Genomic DNA, 16457 nt, shown 5'->3' with positions numbered 1-16457 from the left:
GGTGGCGCACGAGCGCTGCAACAAACCAAGGGCCCCGGTGCCTCAGATCGTGCCATCCAGTTGGAAGACCAAGTTCCGGCATTTCCTGCTGGATCTGGATGCGCGCATTGATTCCGGCCTGTTCTCGTCCGGCCGCGGCACCCGCGAGCTCTATGAGCGGTTCTCCACCTTCATGGACCGCTTCTATGTCGGTCGCTGGAAGCGCTGGGTCTTCATCGAGCCGCTGTCGGAAATGGCCACCATCGGCCTTGGTGGTCTGATCCTGATGCTCGCTTTGGCGCAACCCGCGTTTCGCGAAACCGCCGATGAAGACTGGCTGAAGAAGTCCGACCTCGCCGTCACCTTTCTCGACCGCTACGGCAATCCGATCGGCAGTCGCGGCATCAAGCACAACGACTCCATTCCGCTGGAAGATTTCCCGGATAACCTGATCAAGGCCACCCTCGCCACCGAGGATCGCCGCTTCTACGACCATTTCGGCATCGACATCGCCGGCACCGCGCGTGCGCTCGTCACTAACGCGCAGGCCGGCGGCGTGCGTCAGGGCGGCTCATCGCTGACGCAGCAGCTCGCCAAGAACCTGTTCCTGTCGAACGAGCGCACCATCGAGCGCAAGGTCAACGAGGCGTTCCTGGCCATCTGGCTGGAAACCCGCCTGACCAAGAATGAAATTCTGAAACTCTATCTCGACCGCGCTTACATGGGCGGCGGCACCTTCGGCGTCGACGGCGCCGCGCATTTCTACTTCAACAAATCCGCGCGCGACGTGAACCTCGCCGAAGCCGCGATGCTGGCCGGCCTGTTCAAGGCGCCGACCAAATACGCGCCACACATCAACCTGCCTGCCGCGCGCGCCCGCGCCAACCAGGTGCTCGACAACCTCGTCGATGCCGGCTTCATGACCGAAGGCCAGGTGTTCGGTGCACGGCGCAATCCGGCGGTCGCGGTCGATCGTCGTCAGGAAATCTCGCCGAACTACTATCTCGACTGGGCGTTCGACGAGATGCGCCGTCTCGTCGATACGTTTCCGAAATCCTATGTCGAGCGCGTCTTCGTGGTGCGCACCTCCATCGACATGAACGTGCAGCGTGCCGCCGAGGCCGCCATCGAAAACCAGCTGCGCCAGTTCGGCCGCGACTATCACGCCACGCAGGCGGCAACCGTCGTGTCGGATCTCGACGGCGGCGTGCGGGCCATGGTGGGCGGACGGGACTATGGCGCGAGCCAGTTCAACCGCGCTGTCGATGCCATGCGGCAGCCTGGCTCGTCGTTCAAGCCCTATGTCTACACCACCGCCCTCCTCAACGGTTACAAGCCGACGTCGATCATCCTCGACGGCCCGGTCTGTATCGGCAACTGGTGCCCGCAAAACTACGGCCACTCCTATTCCGGCAATGTGACGCTGACGCAGGCGATCACGCGGTCGATCAATGTGGTGCCCGTGAAGATCTCGATCGCGCTCGGCAAGGGCGCACCGAACCCCGCCAAGGCCGGCCGCGCCAAGATCGTCGAAACCGCGCGCCGCTTCGGCATCACGGCGCCGCTGCTCGATACGCCATCGCTGCCGATCGGCTCCGCCGAAGTGTCCGTGCTCGAACACGCCGTCGCCTATGTCACCTTCCCCAACAAGGGCAAGGCGGTAACGCCGCATGCGGTGCTGGAAGTGCGCACCGGCGCCGGTGATCTGGTGTGGCGCTTCGACCGCGACGGCAAGAAGCCGCTGCAGGCGATCCCCGCCTCCGTCGCCGCCGACATGGCGGGCATGATGAGCCACGTGGTCTCCGAAGGCACCGCGCGCCGCGCCGCCCTCGACGGCATTCCGACCGCAGGAAAGACCGGCACCACCAATGCATATCGCGACGCCTGGTTCGTCGGTTACACCGGCAACTTCACCTGCGCGGTCTGGTACGGCAATGACGACTATTCGCCGACCAACCGCATGACCGGCGGCTCGTTGCCGGCGCAGACCTGGCACGACATCATGGTGGTTGCCCACCAGGGCATTGAGATCAACGAACTGCCCGGCGCCGGCCTCGGCACCAAGAACCCGGCCGCCGCTGCGTCGTCCGTCATGGCCGCCAACGCGCAGGACGCCAAGCCCGGCCCGCCGCCGGTCCTGACACGCCGCGGTGCCGACATCCTGCTGCGCGTCGAGAAGCTGCTCGACGACGCCGGCAAGACCGCCGGCCGCACATCATCCAACGACCCCCTGAAGCCCCGCGCCTCCTCCGCGCTGGCCTTCCCCGAGAGCTACGCGTCGGCCAATGATGCAGATGCAGCGGATGCCAAACCAATGACGTCCGCAACCACATCCGCAACCGCCCCCGCGTCGCGCAAGAACTGAAGCTGCTATCATGACGGTGCGTATGTGCGGCTGATCTTCCTCACGCTTCTGGCGCTCGCGATCGCCACTGCTGTCGGTCTCGGTCTGACGTGGACCACCGCGACCCGCGGTACAGACCTTGGCACACTCACCATCGGTGCATGGACTGCGCGCCCGCGCACCGGCACCAGCGAGATCGATCCCTATGCACGTGCGTCCATTGCACGGTCGGGCGAATTGCCGATCGGCACGGGCGACGGTGTCACCTTCACCGCCACCACCGACGACAAGAAGAAGCCACTCGATGGTCGCTGCGATGTCGTCGTGTCCGGCGTAACGCCTGCGGCGCGGTTCTGGACGCTGTCGCTCTATGACACCAAGGGCCGCCTCGTGGCCAATACGTTGCAGCGTTACGGCTTCACCAGCCAGGAGGTGGTGCGCAATGCCGATGGCGCGTTCGAAATCCGCATTGCTGCGCGCTCCCGGTCCGGCAACTGGCTGCCGACCAGTGCGCTGGAACGCTACGTGTTGATGCTGCGGCTGTACGATACGCCGGTGGGTGTCGCGACGCGTACGCAGAAGGACGCGCCGATGCCCGCCATCGCCACGGTGGGCTGCCCATGATCCGGCTGTTATTTGCACTCATTGCCGGTGTCGTGCTCGGCGGCATCGTGCATCTCGTCAGCGTGCTGGCGCTGCCGCGCATTGCCACACAAGATGCCTATTCGCGCCTCGCCGCGGTGACGAAGGAGAATGCGGTGACAGCACTGCCGCAGACCGAGCCATCCAATGCGCTGCTGCCGTTCATGGATCCGGCCTTCGCCATGGCTGTCTGCCGCTACGATCTGTCGAAGGGACCGATCAAGCTCACGGTGCCAGTCAGCCAGTCCTACACATCGGTGTCGTTCTATACCCGCAGCGACGTCGCTTACTACGCGATCAACGACCGCTCCGCCGGCCGCCGCGTCATCGAGCTCGATCTGATGACCGAGGCGCAGCACGAAGCCCTTCCCGAGGAAGAGGACGTCACTTCGGCCGACCGGCTGATCATCGACTCCCCGACCGCGACAGGCCTGATCGTGCTGAAGGCCCTCGCCGCCGAACCCGGCCTGATGACCCAAGCCCAGGCGTCCCTCGCTGCCTCGAATTGCCGCGTGCAGACCGATCCGCCGGCGGCACAGGTCAAGGGCAAGCGCTGATAAGCGACTGTCGTAGGATGGGTAGAGCGCAGCGAAACCCATCGGTCACACACGCTAACAGGATGGGTTTCGCGAAGACGCCCTACCCATCCTACTTCAGCCCGTAGCCAGCGGCGTGCCGATATCCGCAACGAGCTTCACGAGATCGGCCTGTCGTGACCTGCCGGTCTTGGCGTAGATCCGGTTGAGATGCGTCTTCAGCGTATTCTCTGAAATCCCGAGCAAAGTGGCAGTCTGTGACGGATTGAGTCCCTTTCCGGCGCTCACCAGCACGCGCGCTTCGGCGGGCGTCAGTTCAAACAGCGTCGTCAGGACAGCCTCCGGCATTGGAGAGGCCGACGTCGTTGTCGAAACGAAGACAGCCGCACATGCGGGGCGAAACGCGGCGCGCGCCGTACCAGCCGTCAAAGGCAGGACATAGGCAACAGCGGGCGGTTGCCCTGCCGCCGACACCGGCAGCCCGATGCCCTTGGCGCCGAGCGAGACGTCCGATGCGGCGCTTGCGATCGCCTGCAACAGTGCATCGCCCATCATTGCGTTCTGTGCCTGAATGGTTCGCCCCTGACGCAGGATCGGACCATCAGTTGCGAACATGCGTTCGGCACTTGCATTGGCATGGAGCACCGATCCGGCCGCGTCGGTCAGTACGATGGGCACCGCGAGGTTCTCGAGGGATTCGCGAAACAGATGCGCCGTCACGCGCACGTCATCGAGCAGGTCGCTGATCATCGCCGCCCTGCGCAGATGCGGAGACAGCAAGGTCAGGAACCGTTGATCCGCAGCAGATACGGCAGCCCTTTCCGCCCGGGTCGTGCAGCCGAGCAGACCGATGCGATCCGGCGTATGCACGAACTTGACGATGCACCCTTCCCGCAATCCCTGCGGCCCCGCCCAATTGCGAAAGAACGCGGTCTGCTGCAATTCACTTTCGGGCATCAGCGACAGCGTGGATACAGGCGTATCGACATCGCCGACCACGGCAGCTTTCAGGCCCGGAATATCGTCGAAACTGTAGTCCTGCAGCGCGCGCATGCGCTCGGCATCCCAGGGTGACTGGGCAGCAAACCGGCCGTGATTGTCCGACGTGCCTGCCAGGGCGATCGTGGTGTAAGCCGCATCCATCGTCTGCGTGATGCGGATGAGAACACGCAACCATCCCTCACGGTTCAGAACGCAATCGTAGATATCTCCGATGATTGAAGAGAGCACGTCATTGTCGACAACGTCCATGAACATTCCAAACCCGTGATTGCGCGTGCCCTCGTGTGGCAGGGCGAGATCGAAGTCAATTTCCGGACGCGCACACACGGCATATTTTACCACATCATACTTCGGGGTGACGACACGAAATCCCGCGGCGCTTAGCAGTGGCGATGGCGACTCCGGATTGTTCGGAGACCGCCCATCGCAAGGCCTCGCAGCCTGTTGGCCTTGCGCATCTGATGGTGCTGGAGAGCTCGATGTCGAAATCTGCTAAAATTGCATGCGTGATCACTGGCGTTCTGTTGGTATCAAGTCCTGCGCTGTCTGCGGACAATCCTGCTCAACCGTCCTACAAGGCGGTAGCCGTTCCCCTGCCGGGCTGGGCCGGTGCCTATATCGGCGGCACCGTCGGCTATCGCTGGGCCGAAAGCGCTTCGAGCATTTCGGCGATCGACACGGTCTTCGTTCCCTTTTTCCAGTCACAAGGTTCGATGCCGCGCGCACTCGATTCACGCCTGAACGGGGTCATCGGTGGCATCGGGGTTGGCTATAACTGGCAATTCGGACAATGGGTCACGGGCTTCGAAGCGGACTTCTCGTACGCTAAGTCGGCTAGTGACGCGGTCTTTCACGCGCCGCAAATAGGCGCGAATCCGGAGACCATCACCAGTCACACCACCGAATTGAACTGGTTCGGCACGGCCCGCGCGCGACTTGGCTATCTGGCGACACCGGATACATTGCTATTTGCTACCGGTGGTCTCGCTTACGGGCAGGCCAAGGTCACGACCGGTATTGTGGCGGAACCGACACAACCCTGTGCCAGAAACGTTCTCTGCTCCACTGGCACCGCGTCAGAGACGCTGGTCGGCTGGACGATCGGCGGCGGCCTCGAAACGAAGATTGCATCGAACTGGACGGCCAAGATCGAGTATCTGCATTTCAATCTCGGGACCATCGGCAATACGGCGACCACGCTGACCAGCAACACCTTTTGGCGGGGAACAAAGATGATTGGTGTCGACTCCGACATCACCGGCAACATCGTCCGCATCGGGGTGAATTATCAGCTCTAAGACGGCCTCGGCCGTGACGTTTTTCCGCATGGAAAACGTCTAAAGAGCCCTCTGGCGTAATCTGGCTGCCATCTGCCGCAGCGAAGCTCCGCATCCATCGTCGACCCACGAATCGGCGCGAATGCGGGGCCTCCATGCAACACGACCAAGAGCCGTCCGATACGGCCGTCACCCACCTCCTGTCCCTGATCTGGTGGCCGCTGCTGTATTTCGGGGCGCTGCTCGGTGCCGGCATGGCATTCGCCAGCGATGCGCCGTTGTTCTGGTTCAATACCGTCTATGCGACGCTGTTTCTCGCCATCGTCGCCCTCGAACGGCTGATGCCGCATCGTGAGGACTGGCTGGAGCATGACGGCGAGGCGCTCAACGATATCGGGCACACGCTGCTGACCAAGGGTACGGCGCAACTGGCGGTCGCGGCCACCGCGATCGCTCCGATGGCGATGGCAACCCTGACGCGCGTGAACGATCACGCCTCGCATCTGTGGCCGGCACACTGGCCGCTGATCGCGCAGGTCGTGCTGGCGCTGGTGATTGCCGAATTCGGCCTCTACTGGTCACACCGGATAGCACACGAAAACCTGTTCTTCTGGCGCTTCCACGCGCTTCACCACAGCGTGGTCCGGCTCTGGGTGGTGAATACCGGACGCTTCCACGTGATCGACTCGCTGATCAAGATGGTGCTCAGCCAGGCACCACTCTACCTGCTCGACACGCCGCTGCCTGTCTTCCTGTGGGTCGGCGCCGTGACGGCGATCACCGGCCTGCTCACCCATTGCAATGTGGAGACGCGCACGGCGCTGTTCGATCCGATCTTTGCGACGCCAAAGCTTCATCGCTGGCATCATTCGAAGACGCTCCAGGAAGGCAACAGCAACTATTGCGAGAACATCATGGTGTGGGACCATGTGTTCGGCACCTATCTCAATCCCGCCAATGCGTCGCCGGACCGGCTCGGCATCAGCGGCAAGGTTGCATCCGGTTTTCTGGGGCAGATCGTGCAGCCGTTTTCGCGCAAAGGCGCGCGGCAGATTCTTGGCCGCCAGACCGTGAATGACGTACAGACCGACCCCCGGGCCGACGACAGCACAAGCCCGGCCCCGAGCAGCGCGCAGCCCCCGTAAGCATCACCTCGAGAATTCTGGTTATCCGCCGACGCGCAGCGTCTTGCCAGGGCGAACCGGCGTGAGGCTGCCGGCCATGGCCGTGGTCTGCGCCGCCAATTCGCCGATCAGCATATCGGCGCCCGATGCCATGCCATCGGGGGCGTGGATCACCATGCGTTCCAGCGCCCACTTATAGGATGACACCCGGCGCTCCAGGCATTGCTCGACCCACTGCACGATCAGCGCATTCTCATCCATGCGCGCGATGGCGTCGGCGCGCTCCTTCGGTTCCAGCGCCGACACCAGCTTCAGACTGGCATTGCGTTTGCGATCGAGCTCGACGACCTTTGCCGCTGTCGCATAAAACGCTTCGAAACGCAGGATGTCGTCGCGCGCGTCGTCCATCAGCACGCTGTAGCGCGACGTATGCGAGCGATGCGGCTCGTCGATCAGAAGCCGGCCATAGGCCGTGCGATCGTAGGTGACGTTCTGCCGCCATGGCGATGCAATCGGCTTGTAGTCGCCGAACACACTCTTCCACAGGGGGCGCGAATGCGGCGGCTCGATCAGCGGATAAGCGAGATCGCGCATCTGGCGTTCGAGATCGGTGAGCTGGAATTCCGACGACTTCAGGCCGACGCTGCCGGTGGCCTCGACGCCGATCCAGCGATGCATGTCGTCGGTCACGGCATTGTTGCGGGTGCGACCGAAATCGCCGCCGGCGCAGCCGCCGAGCGTGCTGCCGATCAAGGTGACGAATATCAAGAATGGCGTCAGGCGCCGAAGCCGTATCCGGTTCGGATGGGATATCGCCGACATGGTGTTGGATCCTGAATCAGGAACGCGCACGGCGCTTGCGGCGGCGTCCCGGCGCAGTGCCCTCTTCCGGGCCGCTGCCACCATTGCTGTCATCGACCTGACGCTCGATACGGATCACCGGAAGGATCAGAATTTCGGCGGAGGTTTCGCGAGGAGACGGCGCCACATTCACGCCCAGCCTGCGCGCTGCCGCATCCGCCGGAAACTTGATGATGGTGCTCATTATCCGGTCTCTCCGCGCCGCTTCGCCCATTTGCCGACGCACCGTCATTAAGGACATTCATGGTTAACGGTCTGTTAACGCCGCACCTGTCGTCGACACACGGCTCGGAGATGCCGCGCGATATCAACGGACGCGCGCTCTGCTCACACCTGGATCGTTGAAACGACTCGGCGAAACCGCTCCCCTCGGCCAACGGCCCATGGTTAAACACATATTAATGCGTCTACGATAATTTGAGGCAAGGTTCCCTCAGTAAGCGTATCGCCATGCCTGCCTCACCTCCGATGTTTCCGGGTTTTGATGGATTGCTGACGCTCTCGCGTCGCGAAGGTGTGGATGTGCGGCCGACCCTGTTGCGCGTGCTGACGGATCTCTATGTCCAGGCGCCGAACCACACGATCGACGAAGAGAAGCAGTTCGTCGAACTCACCGCCCGCCTGATCGATCAGGTCGACGATGCCACCCGCGCCGCGGTGCGCGCGCGGCTGTCGATCTATCCGAACACACCGCGCGCGATCCTGAACCGTCTCAATCTGCGCCCGACCGAGCCCGGGCAACTGGTGCCGCTCGCGCAGTCCATTCCCGCGGCCGAGTCTGTTTTGGCACCGACGGTGAAGCAGCCAAGCGAAGCCCAGATGCGCGTTGCCGCCAATATGGCGATGGCGCCAAAGGATGCGACAGAGATCAGCACATTGTTCTTTGCGGCGTCGAGCAGCGAACGCGCGCAGATCCTGCATAATCTCGCCGAAACGCCGCTGCGATCGTCGGCCCGGATTCCGCAAGCGCGCGCCGCCCGCGCCATGCACATTCTTGAAATGGCCGCCTTTGCCGAAGACCGCGACAACTTTGCGCGCGAGCTGAGTGAAGCCCTGATGCTGCCCGCTGCCATCGCCGAACAGGTCGTCAACGATCCCGGCGGCGAGCCCCTCGCCTGCTGCGCCAAGGCGCTCGGCATGAAGAGCGACATCTTCCAGCGCGTGCTGCTGTTCCTCAATCCGGAATTCGGCACGTCGGTGACCAATGTCTACCGGATCGCGCGCATGTATGACGTGCTGAGCGAGCGCTCGGCACTGATCATGGTGGCCGCCTGGCGCGGCGCGCATATGGCCGCGACGCGCGCCAAATTCCGGCCTGCACTTTATGACGATGAGCGCCAGCGCGCGCGGCCGAGCGCGCCGCAGGCTCGGCCAAGCGTCCAGCCTGGCGAGGATATCACGCGCGTGACGCGGAATTCGTCGGGCCGTTAAAATTGAAGCTTTGATGGCGTCGGGAAAGATACGCTTTTGCGGCAATCTGCCCCGATGAGCGTTCTGCCTCTCCCCAAATGGGTTCGAAACACACGCAGAACTATCCTATGCGTCGGCATCGGATGGCCCGCGATTGCCTACATGACTTCCCTCAGCCATGCCGCAGGCGGCACCTGGTTCGCGATAGGCAGCATATTTCTGGCAATAATCTTTCTTCCGGGGGTCCTGCTTCTAACGTTTGTGCTTCCGACCTACAGAAGCAGGGTCATCGCAATTCCCCCGCTTCTACTTTTTATCTTCTGGCTGATATCCCGCCAGTCACATACCTATGACGGCTTCTCGCTACCGGTCCCAATGCTGCTTTGGATTTGCACTTTCATGGCCATTGCGATGCTTATTCCGCAATGGTCGAGCATTGAGCTGGCAGCTCGACGGCTTTTTCGCCGGCAAACCACTTGGTATTGAAGAGCTGATCCTAGCCCTTCGCCAGCTCCAAAAAATGCCGCCCGGCCTTGTCCTCGGTCTCGACGATCCAGACGTCGGGATCGAACGAGATCTCCTTCTGCAAACGCTCTTCGATCTTGCGTTCCTCGACCGGCTGAGGCGGCGACGGCGCGAACACGCGATCGACAGGGCGGCTCTCGTCATAGGCGCTTTGGGGTGCCGGCGTGTAGAGCATCGCGGTGCCATCCAGCAGCGCGACCTTGACGAATACGGCGCCCGCTTCTTCCGCGCCACGGCGGCGCACGGCGCCGAACACACCTTCGGTCTGGCAGCGACGCAGATATGCGGCCACCCATATTGCTGACTTCAATCTCATGGGAACCACGATAGGGCAGCCGCGGGACTGACGCTAGTCGATCGCTCGGCCGGTGACGGTGGCGAGTTCGCGCACCATGCGGTCGGACACCTGCCCGGTGACCGGCAATTTACGCTCACGTTCGAAGCGCTGAATCGCGGCTGCAGTATCCGAGCCGACATTGCCGGTCGGCTTCAACTGGCCATAACCGTATTCCGTCAGCGCACGCTGCACGGCGGCGACACGGCGCGTATTGCTGATGAGATCGCCGAGCGGATCAGTGCGCGTTGCATTCGGGATCGCCGCCGGCGGGCGCGCAACAGCGCCCGCGGTTGTTGGCGGTGAGGCCGGCGCTTTCAGGAGATTGCCGACCGGATCGGCCGCGCGCTGTTCGACAGGCCTGACCGCAAGCGACGGCTTCGGTTCATTGGCGCTGTTGACAGGCTTGGAGTCCAGCATGCGGGAATCGAGCTTGGTGTCCGACACCGCAGCGTCCAGCGGACGCGGCTTGGGCAGCGGATTGACGACGGGTGCCGGAGCCGGAAATGCGACGACGGTGCTGGAACCGAACATCGGCGAAGGATGATGGCCCTTCTGCAGGAAGACCGCATTGGCAATGATCGCGCTGACGGCGGCGAATGCGATCAGACCGGCGACCATGTCCTTCGGGCTGTGCAGCAGCACGCGCAACACGATGCCGCGCTCGGCGGGCTCATCGACGATGGCGACGGCGCGGCCGCGTTTGGACTTGGTCGCTTTGGAACTGGCTTTAGGCACTCTTCTTCACCTGATGGGCTTGGTCGATTGGCGCGGCGCGCACCGCAGGATTCAAGGTCGCGATATTGCTGGCGCGTTCGGCCTGCGGCGTAAACTCAAGCGGCAGCGCGATCGTGATGGTGGTACCTTCGTCGATCCGGCTCTGCACCTGCATCTCGCCACCATGCATGCCGACGAGGCTCTTCACAATGGACAGACCGAGGCCCGTGCCTTCGTGGCGCCGCTGATAGGTCTTGCCGGCCTGGAAGAACGGATCGCCGATGCGTGCCAGATCGTCCGATGCGATGCCGACGCCGGTATCGCTGACACGCAGCATCAAGCGTGATCCCTCGACGCCCGCAGCCACGGTGACGCTGCCGCCACGCTCGGTGAACTTGATGGCATTGGACACGAGATTCAGCAGGATCTGCCGGAATGCGCGCGGATCGCCGTTGACCTCAGGCAGATCCTTCGGCGCATCGGTGATGAGATCGATGCCGTTCTCGCGCGCCTTCAGCGCCAGCAGATTGCAGCAATTGATCAGGGCCGGACGCGGGGCGAACGGCTCCGGCGAAATCTCGAAATTGCCCGACTCCAGCTTCGACATGTCGAGGATGCCGTTGACCACCGACAGCAGGTGCTGGCCGGAATCGTTGATCAGCTGCGCATACTCCTTGCGCTTGGCCGCATCGAGCATCATCAGCTCTTCCTGCACCAGCATGTCCGAGAAGCCGATAATGGCATTCAGCGGCGTGCGCAGTTCGTGGCTCATGGTGGCGAGGAAACGCGTCTTCGACGCATCGGCGCGTTCGGCCTCTATGCGGGCCTGCGCCAACGCCTCTTCCTGCAGCTTGCGGTCGGTGACATCGCGCAGCACGGCGACGACTTCCGCATCGGCGGGCATTGACGCATCGGTGCCCTGCTCCATCGGGCGGCAACGCATTTCGACCCAGATGAATTCGGACCCGGATGGGCGCAGGCGCTCATTGCTGCGCACGACATCCCGGCGCAGACGGAATTCGACGCTGCGAGCCTCGCCGCCACGTGCGGCGTCGGACAAAGCCGTGAGATAGGCCGGGCGATCCGCGACATGCACGCGGTCGAACAGACCATGGCCGAGCAGCCGCTGCGCCGGCGCGCCAATGAGTGCCTCAGCCGCGGGCGAAATGAACTGCACGGCGCCATTGTTACGATGACGCGAGATCACGTCGCTCATATTCCGCGCCAGCAGGCGATAGCGGTCTTCCTCGACATAGAGCAGCGAGACGCTGGTACGCGCCAGCGACTCCGCCCCGAAAGCCAGACCGGCAGCATAGATGGTGGCGGAGGCAATCCCGAACGCCATGAACACACCATGGCCGGCGACACCGGCTTCGGATGCGGGCAACCAATCAAGGCTGGTCAGCACGATGAGGATGCCGACGCAGGACAGCGCCAGCGCCGAGGCAAAGGCAACGATCCGGCGCGAAGCCGAGAGTGCCGCCTCGATCGGCACCACCACAAGCCAGATCGCCGCGAACGAGTTGATGCCGCCCGTGGAGATCGCCATCATCATCACGAGACCAGCGAGCGCGATGGACGACAACACCTGTGCGCTCTCATAGCGGCCGGTGCGCGACAGAAAATACGACACGAGGATCGGCGCCATCAGCCAGGCGAAAGCCGCGACCTCGATCGCGTTCGGCGCACCGCGCATTGCGAGATAGACAGGAAAAGCCGCGAAGGCCGCGAGACTGCCGAGCAGACGCGGCGCCATGAAGGCGCGATGACGCGCGCTCGTCAGCGCATCGTAGCGCACTGAAGGGTGCAGCATGGCATCAAGGCAGTCGCGGATGATGGTCGATACTGTCACTGCTCTCGCTTCGGCTTGATCGTCAAATTCAGACGCGCCGAAACGCCTCCTTCTATCGTTGCGCCAACGTGTCAGAGCGACATTAAGCGAACGCTAAAGTGACCGCCGCGATCGCCATGCCTGATGCGCAAGCGCTGATTTAAGAGGAGTTTTCGCATTTTCATTCGGCAACGATGGTGAACGAGTAGTTTCCATCGCCGCGTCCATATGGTTTCGAAAGTGTGCATCCCCAACATCGTGTCGGAAAACGCACGAACAGATCATCAATGGAAAATTTACGCCAAACCGAATGAAGCGAATTTTCGTCGATTTAACCACATCGCAAATACTTGCAATTTATCGACTGCTGCTAACTTCGATCCCAATTGCGACAAATCGCAACGGTTCGAAGAGACTAACGGGGTTCGCGATGTTCTTCCTGCTTCGCATGGCATTCTGGCTCGGGCTCGTGCTCGTGCTGCTGCCCAGGGACAAGACGCCGGAGTCGGACAAGCTGCCGCAGATCGGCGCTTCCGATGCGGTATCGGCTGCGAGTGCGGCGATGTCCGACATGGCTCAATTCTGCAAGCGCCAACCGGCCACCTGCGAAGTCGGCGGCCATGCCGCCACCGTGATCGGCGAGCGCGCCAAGGACGGCGCGAAGAAGATCTACCAGATTATCACCGAGAAGAAGCCGGATACCACCGGCTCGATCGGTGGCGAAAACGAGGACCAGGGTGCGGTCGCCATGGTCAAGCCTGACACACTCACCCAGGATGACCTTGCGGTCGAGTGGCAGCCGCCCGCGGCTGCTCCATAAACGGCTGATTTCGGCGGATAATTACCGCAAACGACGGTCGCTTTCGGCGCTGTTGATCCCTATATAGGGCCTGACATTGCTTGCAGGTTCCGATGACCACGATTGACGATATCCGCGATAATTTCGAGCTACTCGAGGACTGGGACGACCGCTACCGGTACGTCATCGAACTCGGGCGTACTCTCACGCCGATGCCGGACGAGGAACATTCCGCCGCCAACAAGGTCAGTGGCTGCGCGAGCCAGGTCTGGCTGTCGCGCCAGGTCGCCCGCGACCACGGCGCGCCGGTGCTGAATTATCTCGGCGACAGCGACGCGCATATCGTTCGCGGGCTGATCGCGATCCTGCTGACGCTGTATTCGGGCCGCAAGGCCGAGGACATTCTGGCCACCGACGCCATCAAGGTATTCGACGAACTTGGCTTCAAGGAACACCTCACGCCGCAACGCTCCAACGGCCTGCGCGCCATGGTCGAGCGCATCCGCCGCGACGCTACCGAAACGCTTGCGGCGGCGAACTAGCTCCCGAACGCCGCATCATCTGCGAGCCAGGTGCGCACTTTCGATGGCTGCCCCCTGACCTCACTGGCGAGGCCGTAATGCCGCGCGAGGCGGTCCAGCGCGAGTTGCAACACGACCTTGGCAGAACGCGCCGGCCAGTTGCGTTCGCGCTCGATGTCTTCAAGACCGCGCAGAAAACAGCACACATCCATTAGAACCCCTGAAAACTCAGGTCCGCAGGCATCCAGCGCCTGACTGACACGTTGGCGCGACGTCACCATCATGTCCGTCATCTCGCCGGGGCTGCTGCCGGCCCCGCGTGGTCGGCCGCCGGTGGGCGCGGCCCAGTTCGCCGTCATGCGCGGCGCCATGTTACCGCACGTGAAATCGGCGCGCAGCCTTTCGCCGGCAATGAACTGATGCGGGCTGATCATGCTGCGGCCATCACGGCCCTTGCGCCGGGCCAGCCAGCCGAGCGGGCTTTCGCCGTCATTGACGAGGACGCTGGCGATGCCGTCCTCGGTGAGGATCTGCCGCGTGTCGAGCGACAGATGCCGGGCCCGATGGCCATCGATATGGCCTGGATGCTTCGTGGTGTTGCGGGATGCTTTCATGGGGGCGACTCCATTTAGGACAATAAGCACACAGCCGAGACAGAACCGCAAGCAGAATTTTAGACTTTATTCCCTCTTGGGCTTTTATTCAAAGAACCAACGACTTCGGCCAATCCCTCAAAACCGCGGCATGGTGAAAATGAAGCGGGTTGCCGGCGGCGACTGCGATTGATCCACGGCCGGCGCGCGCGGCGAGTTCATCGTCGTCCTCGGCCACGACCCGCGGGCGTCGCCCCGTCGTGCGACAGATCACTTCGAGAATTTGCGGTCCGGCACCGATGCGCTGGATGGCATCGACGTCCGCTTGAAAGTTCACGTCTCGCTTGCCTGTCTTGTCACACACCAATTGTGCGTGGCGGGAAATCTATCCCGCATCCAGACGTAGAACTTTCTTCGTCTCTGATTTGTTCTATATTGGTTCCTGAGGACGGAACCCGAATTTATTGCTTGGTTTTACTTGAGCGGATCGCTTGCCTGATCACTTCCGCCGGCGGCGCTGCTGGCCCAGCCCCATTTTCTTGGCGAGCTGCGAGCGCGCCACCGCATAGTTCGGCGCGACCATCGGATAGTCGGCCGGCAGCCCCCACTTCTCCCGATACTGCTCAGGCGTCATCGCATACTGCGTCCGCAGATGGCGCTTCAGCGACTTGAAGCGCTTGCCGTCTTCAAGACAGACCAGATATTCCGCGGTCATGGATTTCTTGACGGATACCGCCGGCTTCGCTGGCTCCGCAGCGACTTCCGGTCGGCCGCTGGATACCCGAACCAGCGCCGCATGAACCTGACCGATCAGCGCCGGCAGTTCAGCGGCCGGGGTCGGATTGTGACCGACATAGGCCGACACGATCGTCGCCGTGAGATCGATGAAGCTCTTGCCGGCGATGTCATTCATGGCGCTGTCGTCTTTCAAGGATTGGAGCCGCATTTTACTTGGTAATTATGCGGGAATTGCAGCCGCGCGGGCAACAGCAACGTATAGCGCGCCGATTTTATTCTGCACGCAAGATTAGTCGAGATCAGCTGAAAGTGAGCGCCAACGGCAGAACGGGCTGAGTGGCGTCAGCCCCTATTGTCGAGATGTTCGCGCAACTCGTCGATCGAAGCGAAGCGCATCATGCCTTCGGGCATCTGCGCCTCGATGGAGCCGTCGGAATACAGCGAATAGGCCATGCCATCGACGACGCCCGATTTCAGCACGGTGACGCCCGATGCCTGCGGCGGCTCTTCGGCCGGCGGTGGCGGAACGTAGCGATCCGGAATCAGCGCGGCATCCGGCAGCTTGTCACTCACCGAAGACGACGTACGGGCGGCGCGGCGAATCGCATCCGAACGCGACCGGTCAGGCTGCGGCCAGGCATCCTCGAAACTCTTCGGCTGCTCGGCCGGCTGTTCCGGCGTCGGCTTTGCCGCCTCCAATGCGGCAGCGGCCTCAGCCCGCTCCCGTTCGCGGCGCGACGACTGGAACAGCAGATTGCGGCGCTTCGGCTCCTCCGGTGCCGGTGCCTCGGCGGCGGTGGCAAGCCGCTCGCGGTCGCGCAGCACTTCGTCCTGCCACGGCGGCACGCCGGGCTCGGGACCGGCCGGCCGCGCGGCCGGCTGGTCGCGGCTGAACAGCGGGCCCGGCGCGGGCGCGTCATCCGCCTCCGCGGCGCCCTCCGGCGGTACTGGTGGCAGGGTCAGCTCCCGGCGCGGCAGCCGGGGCGACGGAACCGGTTCATCGATCTCGACCTGCGGCCGGAACTTCTTCAGCTCCCCGACCGCCAGCGCCATACTGACCATGATCAGGCCGGTGCAGGCCCCGACCGTTCCGGTCAGGATCAGCGTGTTCCCGAACCCGAATTCCTTGACCGGAATTCCGAAGCCGATCGCGGCAAGGCCCGCCAGAATGACCCCGATCCCGGCAATCAGCAGCAATTTCATAGTCTTCGAACTCCTCGACGG

18 protein-coding genes are annotated in these 16457 nt (G+C 62.8%); 8 read left to right on the top strand and 10 right to left on the bottom strand.

The window, feature by feature from the left end:
• Positions 1–37: 37 nt before the first annotated feature.
• From AC1RLZ_RS17750 to AC1RLZ_RS17740, 3 genes are read left to right on the top strand one after another with little or no spacing between them, the layout of a single operon-like run.
• The gene (locus AC1RLZ_RS17750; RefSeq protein ID WP_493189684.1) at positions 38–2344 is read left to right on the top strand and encodes a transglycosylase domain-containing protein; all 2307 of its coding nucleotides are present in this window, start codon (positions 38–40) and stop codon (positions 2342–2344) included.
• Positions 2345–2368: 24 nt separating this feature from the next.
• Positions 2369–2947, top strand: coding sequence for a DUF1214 domain-containing protein (locus tag AC1RLZ_RS17745; RefSeq protein ID WP_493189683.1), 579 nt, complete (start codon positions 2369–2371; stop codon positions 2945–2947).
• The gene (locus tag AC1RLZ_RS17740) at positions 2944–3522 is read left to right on the top strand and encodes a DUF1254 domain-containing protein (RefSeq protein WP_493189682.1); all 579 of its coding nucleotides are present in this window, start codon (positions 2944–2946) and stop codon (positions 3520–3522) included. Before AC1RLZ_RS17745 ends, AC1RLZ_RS17740 begins: the two co-directional genes overlap by 4 nt.
• A gap of 96 nt (positions 3523–3618) precedes the next feature.
• Here the strand turns inward: AC1RLZ_RS17740 and AC1RLZ_RS17735 are convergent, their stop codons facing one another.
• Entirely contained in the window at positions 3619–4752 is a 1134-nt protein-coding gene (locus tag AC1RLZ_RS17735; RefSeq protein WP_493189681.1) for a helix-turn-helix transcriptional regulator, read from the bottom strand.
• 212 nt (positions 4753–4964) lie between these two features.
• On the opposite strand from AC1RLZ_RS17735, the gene AC1RLZ_RS17730 reads away from it, so the two are divergent.
• Complete coding sequence (locus AC1RLZ_RS17730; RefSeq protein ID WP_493189680.1) at positions 4965–5801, top strand: outer membrane protein; 837 nt, start codon at positions 4965–4967, stop codon at positions 5799–5801.
• Between the two features lie 134 nt (positions 5802–5935).
• Positions 5936–6925: an ornithine lipid hydroxylase OlsE gene (olsE, locus tag AC1RLZ_RS17725; protein ID WP_493189679.1), complete on the top strand. Its 990-nt coding sequence runs from the start codon at positions 5936–5938 to the stop codon at positions 6923–6925.
• Positions 6926–6946: 21 nt separating this feature from the next.
• Here olsE and AC1RLZ_RS17720 read toward each other — a convergent pair whose 3' ends face one another.
• Together AC1RLZ_RS17720 and AC1RLZ_RS17715 are read right to left on the bottom strand one after the other, a co-directional pair.
• Complete coding sequence (locus AC1RLZ_RS17720; RefSeq protein ID WP_493189678.1) at positions 6947–7726, bottom strand: hypothetical protein; 780 nt, start codon at positions 7724–7726, stop codon at positions 6947–6949.
• Positions 7727–7742: 16 nt separating this feature from the next.
• Positions 7743–7949 carry a hypothetical protein gene (locus tag AC1RLZ_RS17715; RefSeq protein ID WP_493189677.1) on the bottom strand — a complete coding sequence of 69 codons (207 nt, stop codon included), beginning with the start codon at positions 7947–7949 and terminating at the stop codon, positions 7743–7745.
• Between the two features lie 266 nt (positions 7950–8215).
• Between AC1RLZ_RS17715 and AC1RLZ_RS17710 the strand changes: the two genes are divergently transcribed.
• A complete protein-coding gene (locus AC1RLZ_RS17710) occupies positions 8216–9196 on the top strand; it encodes a DUF2336 domain-containing protein (protein ID WP_493189676.1) in 981 nt (326 codons plus the stop codon).
• 475 nt (positions 9197–9671) lie between these two features.
• Here the strand turns inward: AC1RLZ_RS17710 and AC1RLZ_RS17705 are convergent, their stop codons facing one another.
• Genes AC1RLZ_RS17705 through AC1RLZ_RS17695 form a run of 3 tightly spaced genes read right to left on the bottom strand, consistent with a single transcriptional unit; the run spans position 9672 to position 12603 of the window.
• Positions 9672–10016: a DUF1491 family protein gene (locus AC1RLZ_RS17705; RefSeq protein ID WP_439085670.1), complete on the bottom strand. Its 345-nt coding sequence runs from the start codon at positions 10014–10016 to the stop codon at positions 9672–9674.
• A 33-nt stretch (positions 10017–10049) separates the two neighbouring features.
• Positions 10050–10772: a peptidoglycan-binding domain-containing protein gene (locus AC1RLZ_RS17700; RefSeq protein ID WP_493189675.1), complete on the bottom strand. Its 723-nt coding sequence runs from the start codon at positions 10770–10772 to the stop codon at positions 10050–10052.
• Positions 10765–12603 (bottom strand): PAS domain-containing sensor histidine kinase, encoded by a 1839-nt coding sequence (locus AC1RLZ_RS17695; RefSeq protein ID WP_493189674.1) that lies wholly within the window; start codon positions 12601–12603, stop codon positions 10765–10767. The genes AC1RLZ_RS17700 and AC1RLZ_RS17695 overlap by 8 nt, the downstream gene beginning before the upstream one ends.
• A gap of 409 nt (positions 12604–13012) precedes the next feature.
• Here AC1RLZ_RS17695 and AC1RLZ_RS17690 point away from each other — a divergent pair, with 409 nt between their 5' ends.
• Both AC1RLZ_RS17690 and AC1RLZ_RS17685 read left to right on the top strand, forming a co-directional pair.
• Positions 13013–13402, top strand: coding sequence for a DUF5330 domain-containing protein (locus AC1RLZ_RS17690; RefSeq protein WP_493189673.1), 390 nt, complete (start codon positions 13013–13015; stop codon positions 13400–13402).
• Positions 13403–13494: 92 nt separating this feature from the next.
• The gene (locus AC1RLZ_RS17685) at positions 13495–13923 is read left to right on the top strand and encodes a SufE family protein (protein ID WP_493189672.1); all 429 of its coding nucleotides are present in this window, start codon (positions 13495–13497) and stop codon (positions 13921–13923) included.
• Here the strand turns inward: AC1RLZ_RS17685 and AC1RLZ_RS17680 are convergent.
• From AC1RLZ_RS17680 to AC1RLZ_RS17665, 4 genes are all read right to left on the bottom strand, one after another.
• Positions 13920–14516, bottom strand: a complete 597-nt coding sequence (locus AC1RLZ_RS17680; protein WP_493189671.1) for a DUF6456 domain-containing protein — start codon at positions 14514–14516, stop codon at positions 13920–13922. The genes AC1RLZ_RS17685 and AC1RLZ_RS17680 overlap by 4 nt on opposite strands.
• 88 nt (positions 14517–14604) lie before the next feature.
• Positions 14605–14832, bottom strand: coding sequence for a hypothetical protein (locus tag AC1RLZ_RS17675; RefSeq protein ID WP_493189670.1), 228 nt, complete (start codon positions 14830–14832; stop codon positions 14605–14607).
• A 162-nt stretch (positions 14833–14994) separates the two neighbouring features.
• Positions 14995–15408 carry a Ros/MucR family transcriptional regulator gene (locus tag AC1RLZ_RS17670; protein ID WP_371420482.1) on the bottom strand — a complete coding sequence of 138 codons (414 nt, stop codon included), beginning with the start codon at positions 15406–15408 and terminating at the stop codon, positions 14995–14997.
• A 167-nt stretch (positions 15409–15575) separates the two neighbouring features.
• Positions 15576–16436, bottom strand: coding sequence for a hypothetical protein (locus tag AC1RLZ_RS17665; protein ID WP_493189669.1), 861 nt, complete (start codon positions 16434–16436; stop codon positions 15576–15578).
• Positions 16437–16457 lie beyond the last annotated feature (21 nt).

The organism is Tardiphaga sp. GW822-FHT04G09 (assembly GCF_058800725.1).
The sequence above is the reverse complement of the archived record's forward strand: the minus strand, read 5'-3'. Positions and strand labels throughout refer to the sequence as shown.

What these genes read in the sequence shown, in the direction of transcription:
- AC1RLZ_RS17690 (WP_493189673.1), top strand. Translation starts at nt 13,013, where the DNA reads ATGTTCTTCCTGCTTCGCATGGCATTCTGGCTCGGGCTCGTGCTCGTG.
- AC1RLZ_RS17685 (WP_493189672.1), top strand. Translation starts at nt 13,495, where the DNA reads ATGACCACGATTGACGATATCCGCGATAATTTCGAGCTACTCGAGGAC.
- AC1RLZ_RS17715 (WP_493189677.1), bottom strand. Translation starts at nt 7,949, where the DNA reads ATGAGCACCATCATCAAGTTTCCGGCGGATGCGGCAGCGCGCAGGCTG.
- AC1RLZ_RS17740 (WP_493189682.1), top strand. Translation starts at nt 2,944, where the DNA reads ATGATCCGGCTGTTATTTGCACTCATTGCCGGTGTCGTGCTCGGCGGC.
- AC1RLZ_RS17735 (WP_493189681.1), bottom strand. Translation starts at nt 4,752, where the DNA reads ATGGACGTTGTCGACAATGACGTGCTCTCTTCAATCATCGGAGATATC.
- AC1RLZ_RS17710 (WP_493189676.1), top strand. Translation starts at nt 8,216, where the DNA reads ATGCCTGCCTCACCTCCGATGTTTCCGGGTTTTGATGGATTGCTGACG.
- AC1RLZ_RS17670 (WP_371420482.1), bottom strand. Translation starts at nt 15,408, where the DNA reads ATGAATGACATCGCCGGCAAGAGCTTCATCGATCTCACGGCGACGATC.
- AC1RLZ_RS17705 (WP_439085670.1), bottom strand. Translation starts at nt 10,016, where the DNA reads ATGAGATTGAAGTCAGCAATATGGGTGGCCGCATATCTGCGTCGCTGC.
- AC1RLZ_RS17730 (WP_493189680.1), top strand. Translation starts at nt 4,965, where the DNA reads ATGGTGCTGGAGAGCTCGATGTCGAAATCTGCTAAAATTGCATGCGTG.
- AC1RLZ_RS17720 (WP_493189678.1), bottom strand. Translation starts at nt 7,726, where the DNA reads ATGTCGGCGATATCCCATCCGAACCGGATACGGCTTCGGCGCCTGACG.
- AC1RLZ_RS17680 (WP_493189671.1), bottom strand. Translation starts at nt 14,516, where the DNA reads ATGAAAGCATCCCGCAACACCACGAAGCATCCAGGCCATATCGATGGC.
- AC1RLZ_RS17665 (WP_493189669.1), bottom strand. Translation starts at nt 16,436, where the DNA reads ATGAAATTGCTGCTGATTGCCGGGATCGGGGTCATTCTGGCGGGCCTT.
- olsE (WP_493189679.1), top strand. Translation starts at nt 5,936, where the DNA reads ATGCAACACGACCAAGAGCCGTCCGATACGGCCGTCACCCACCTCCTG.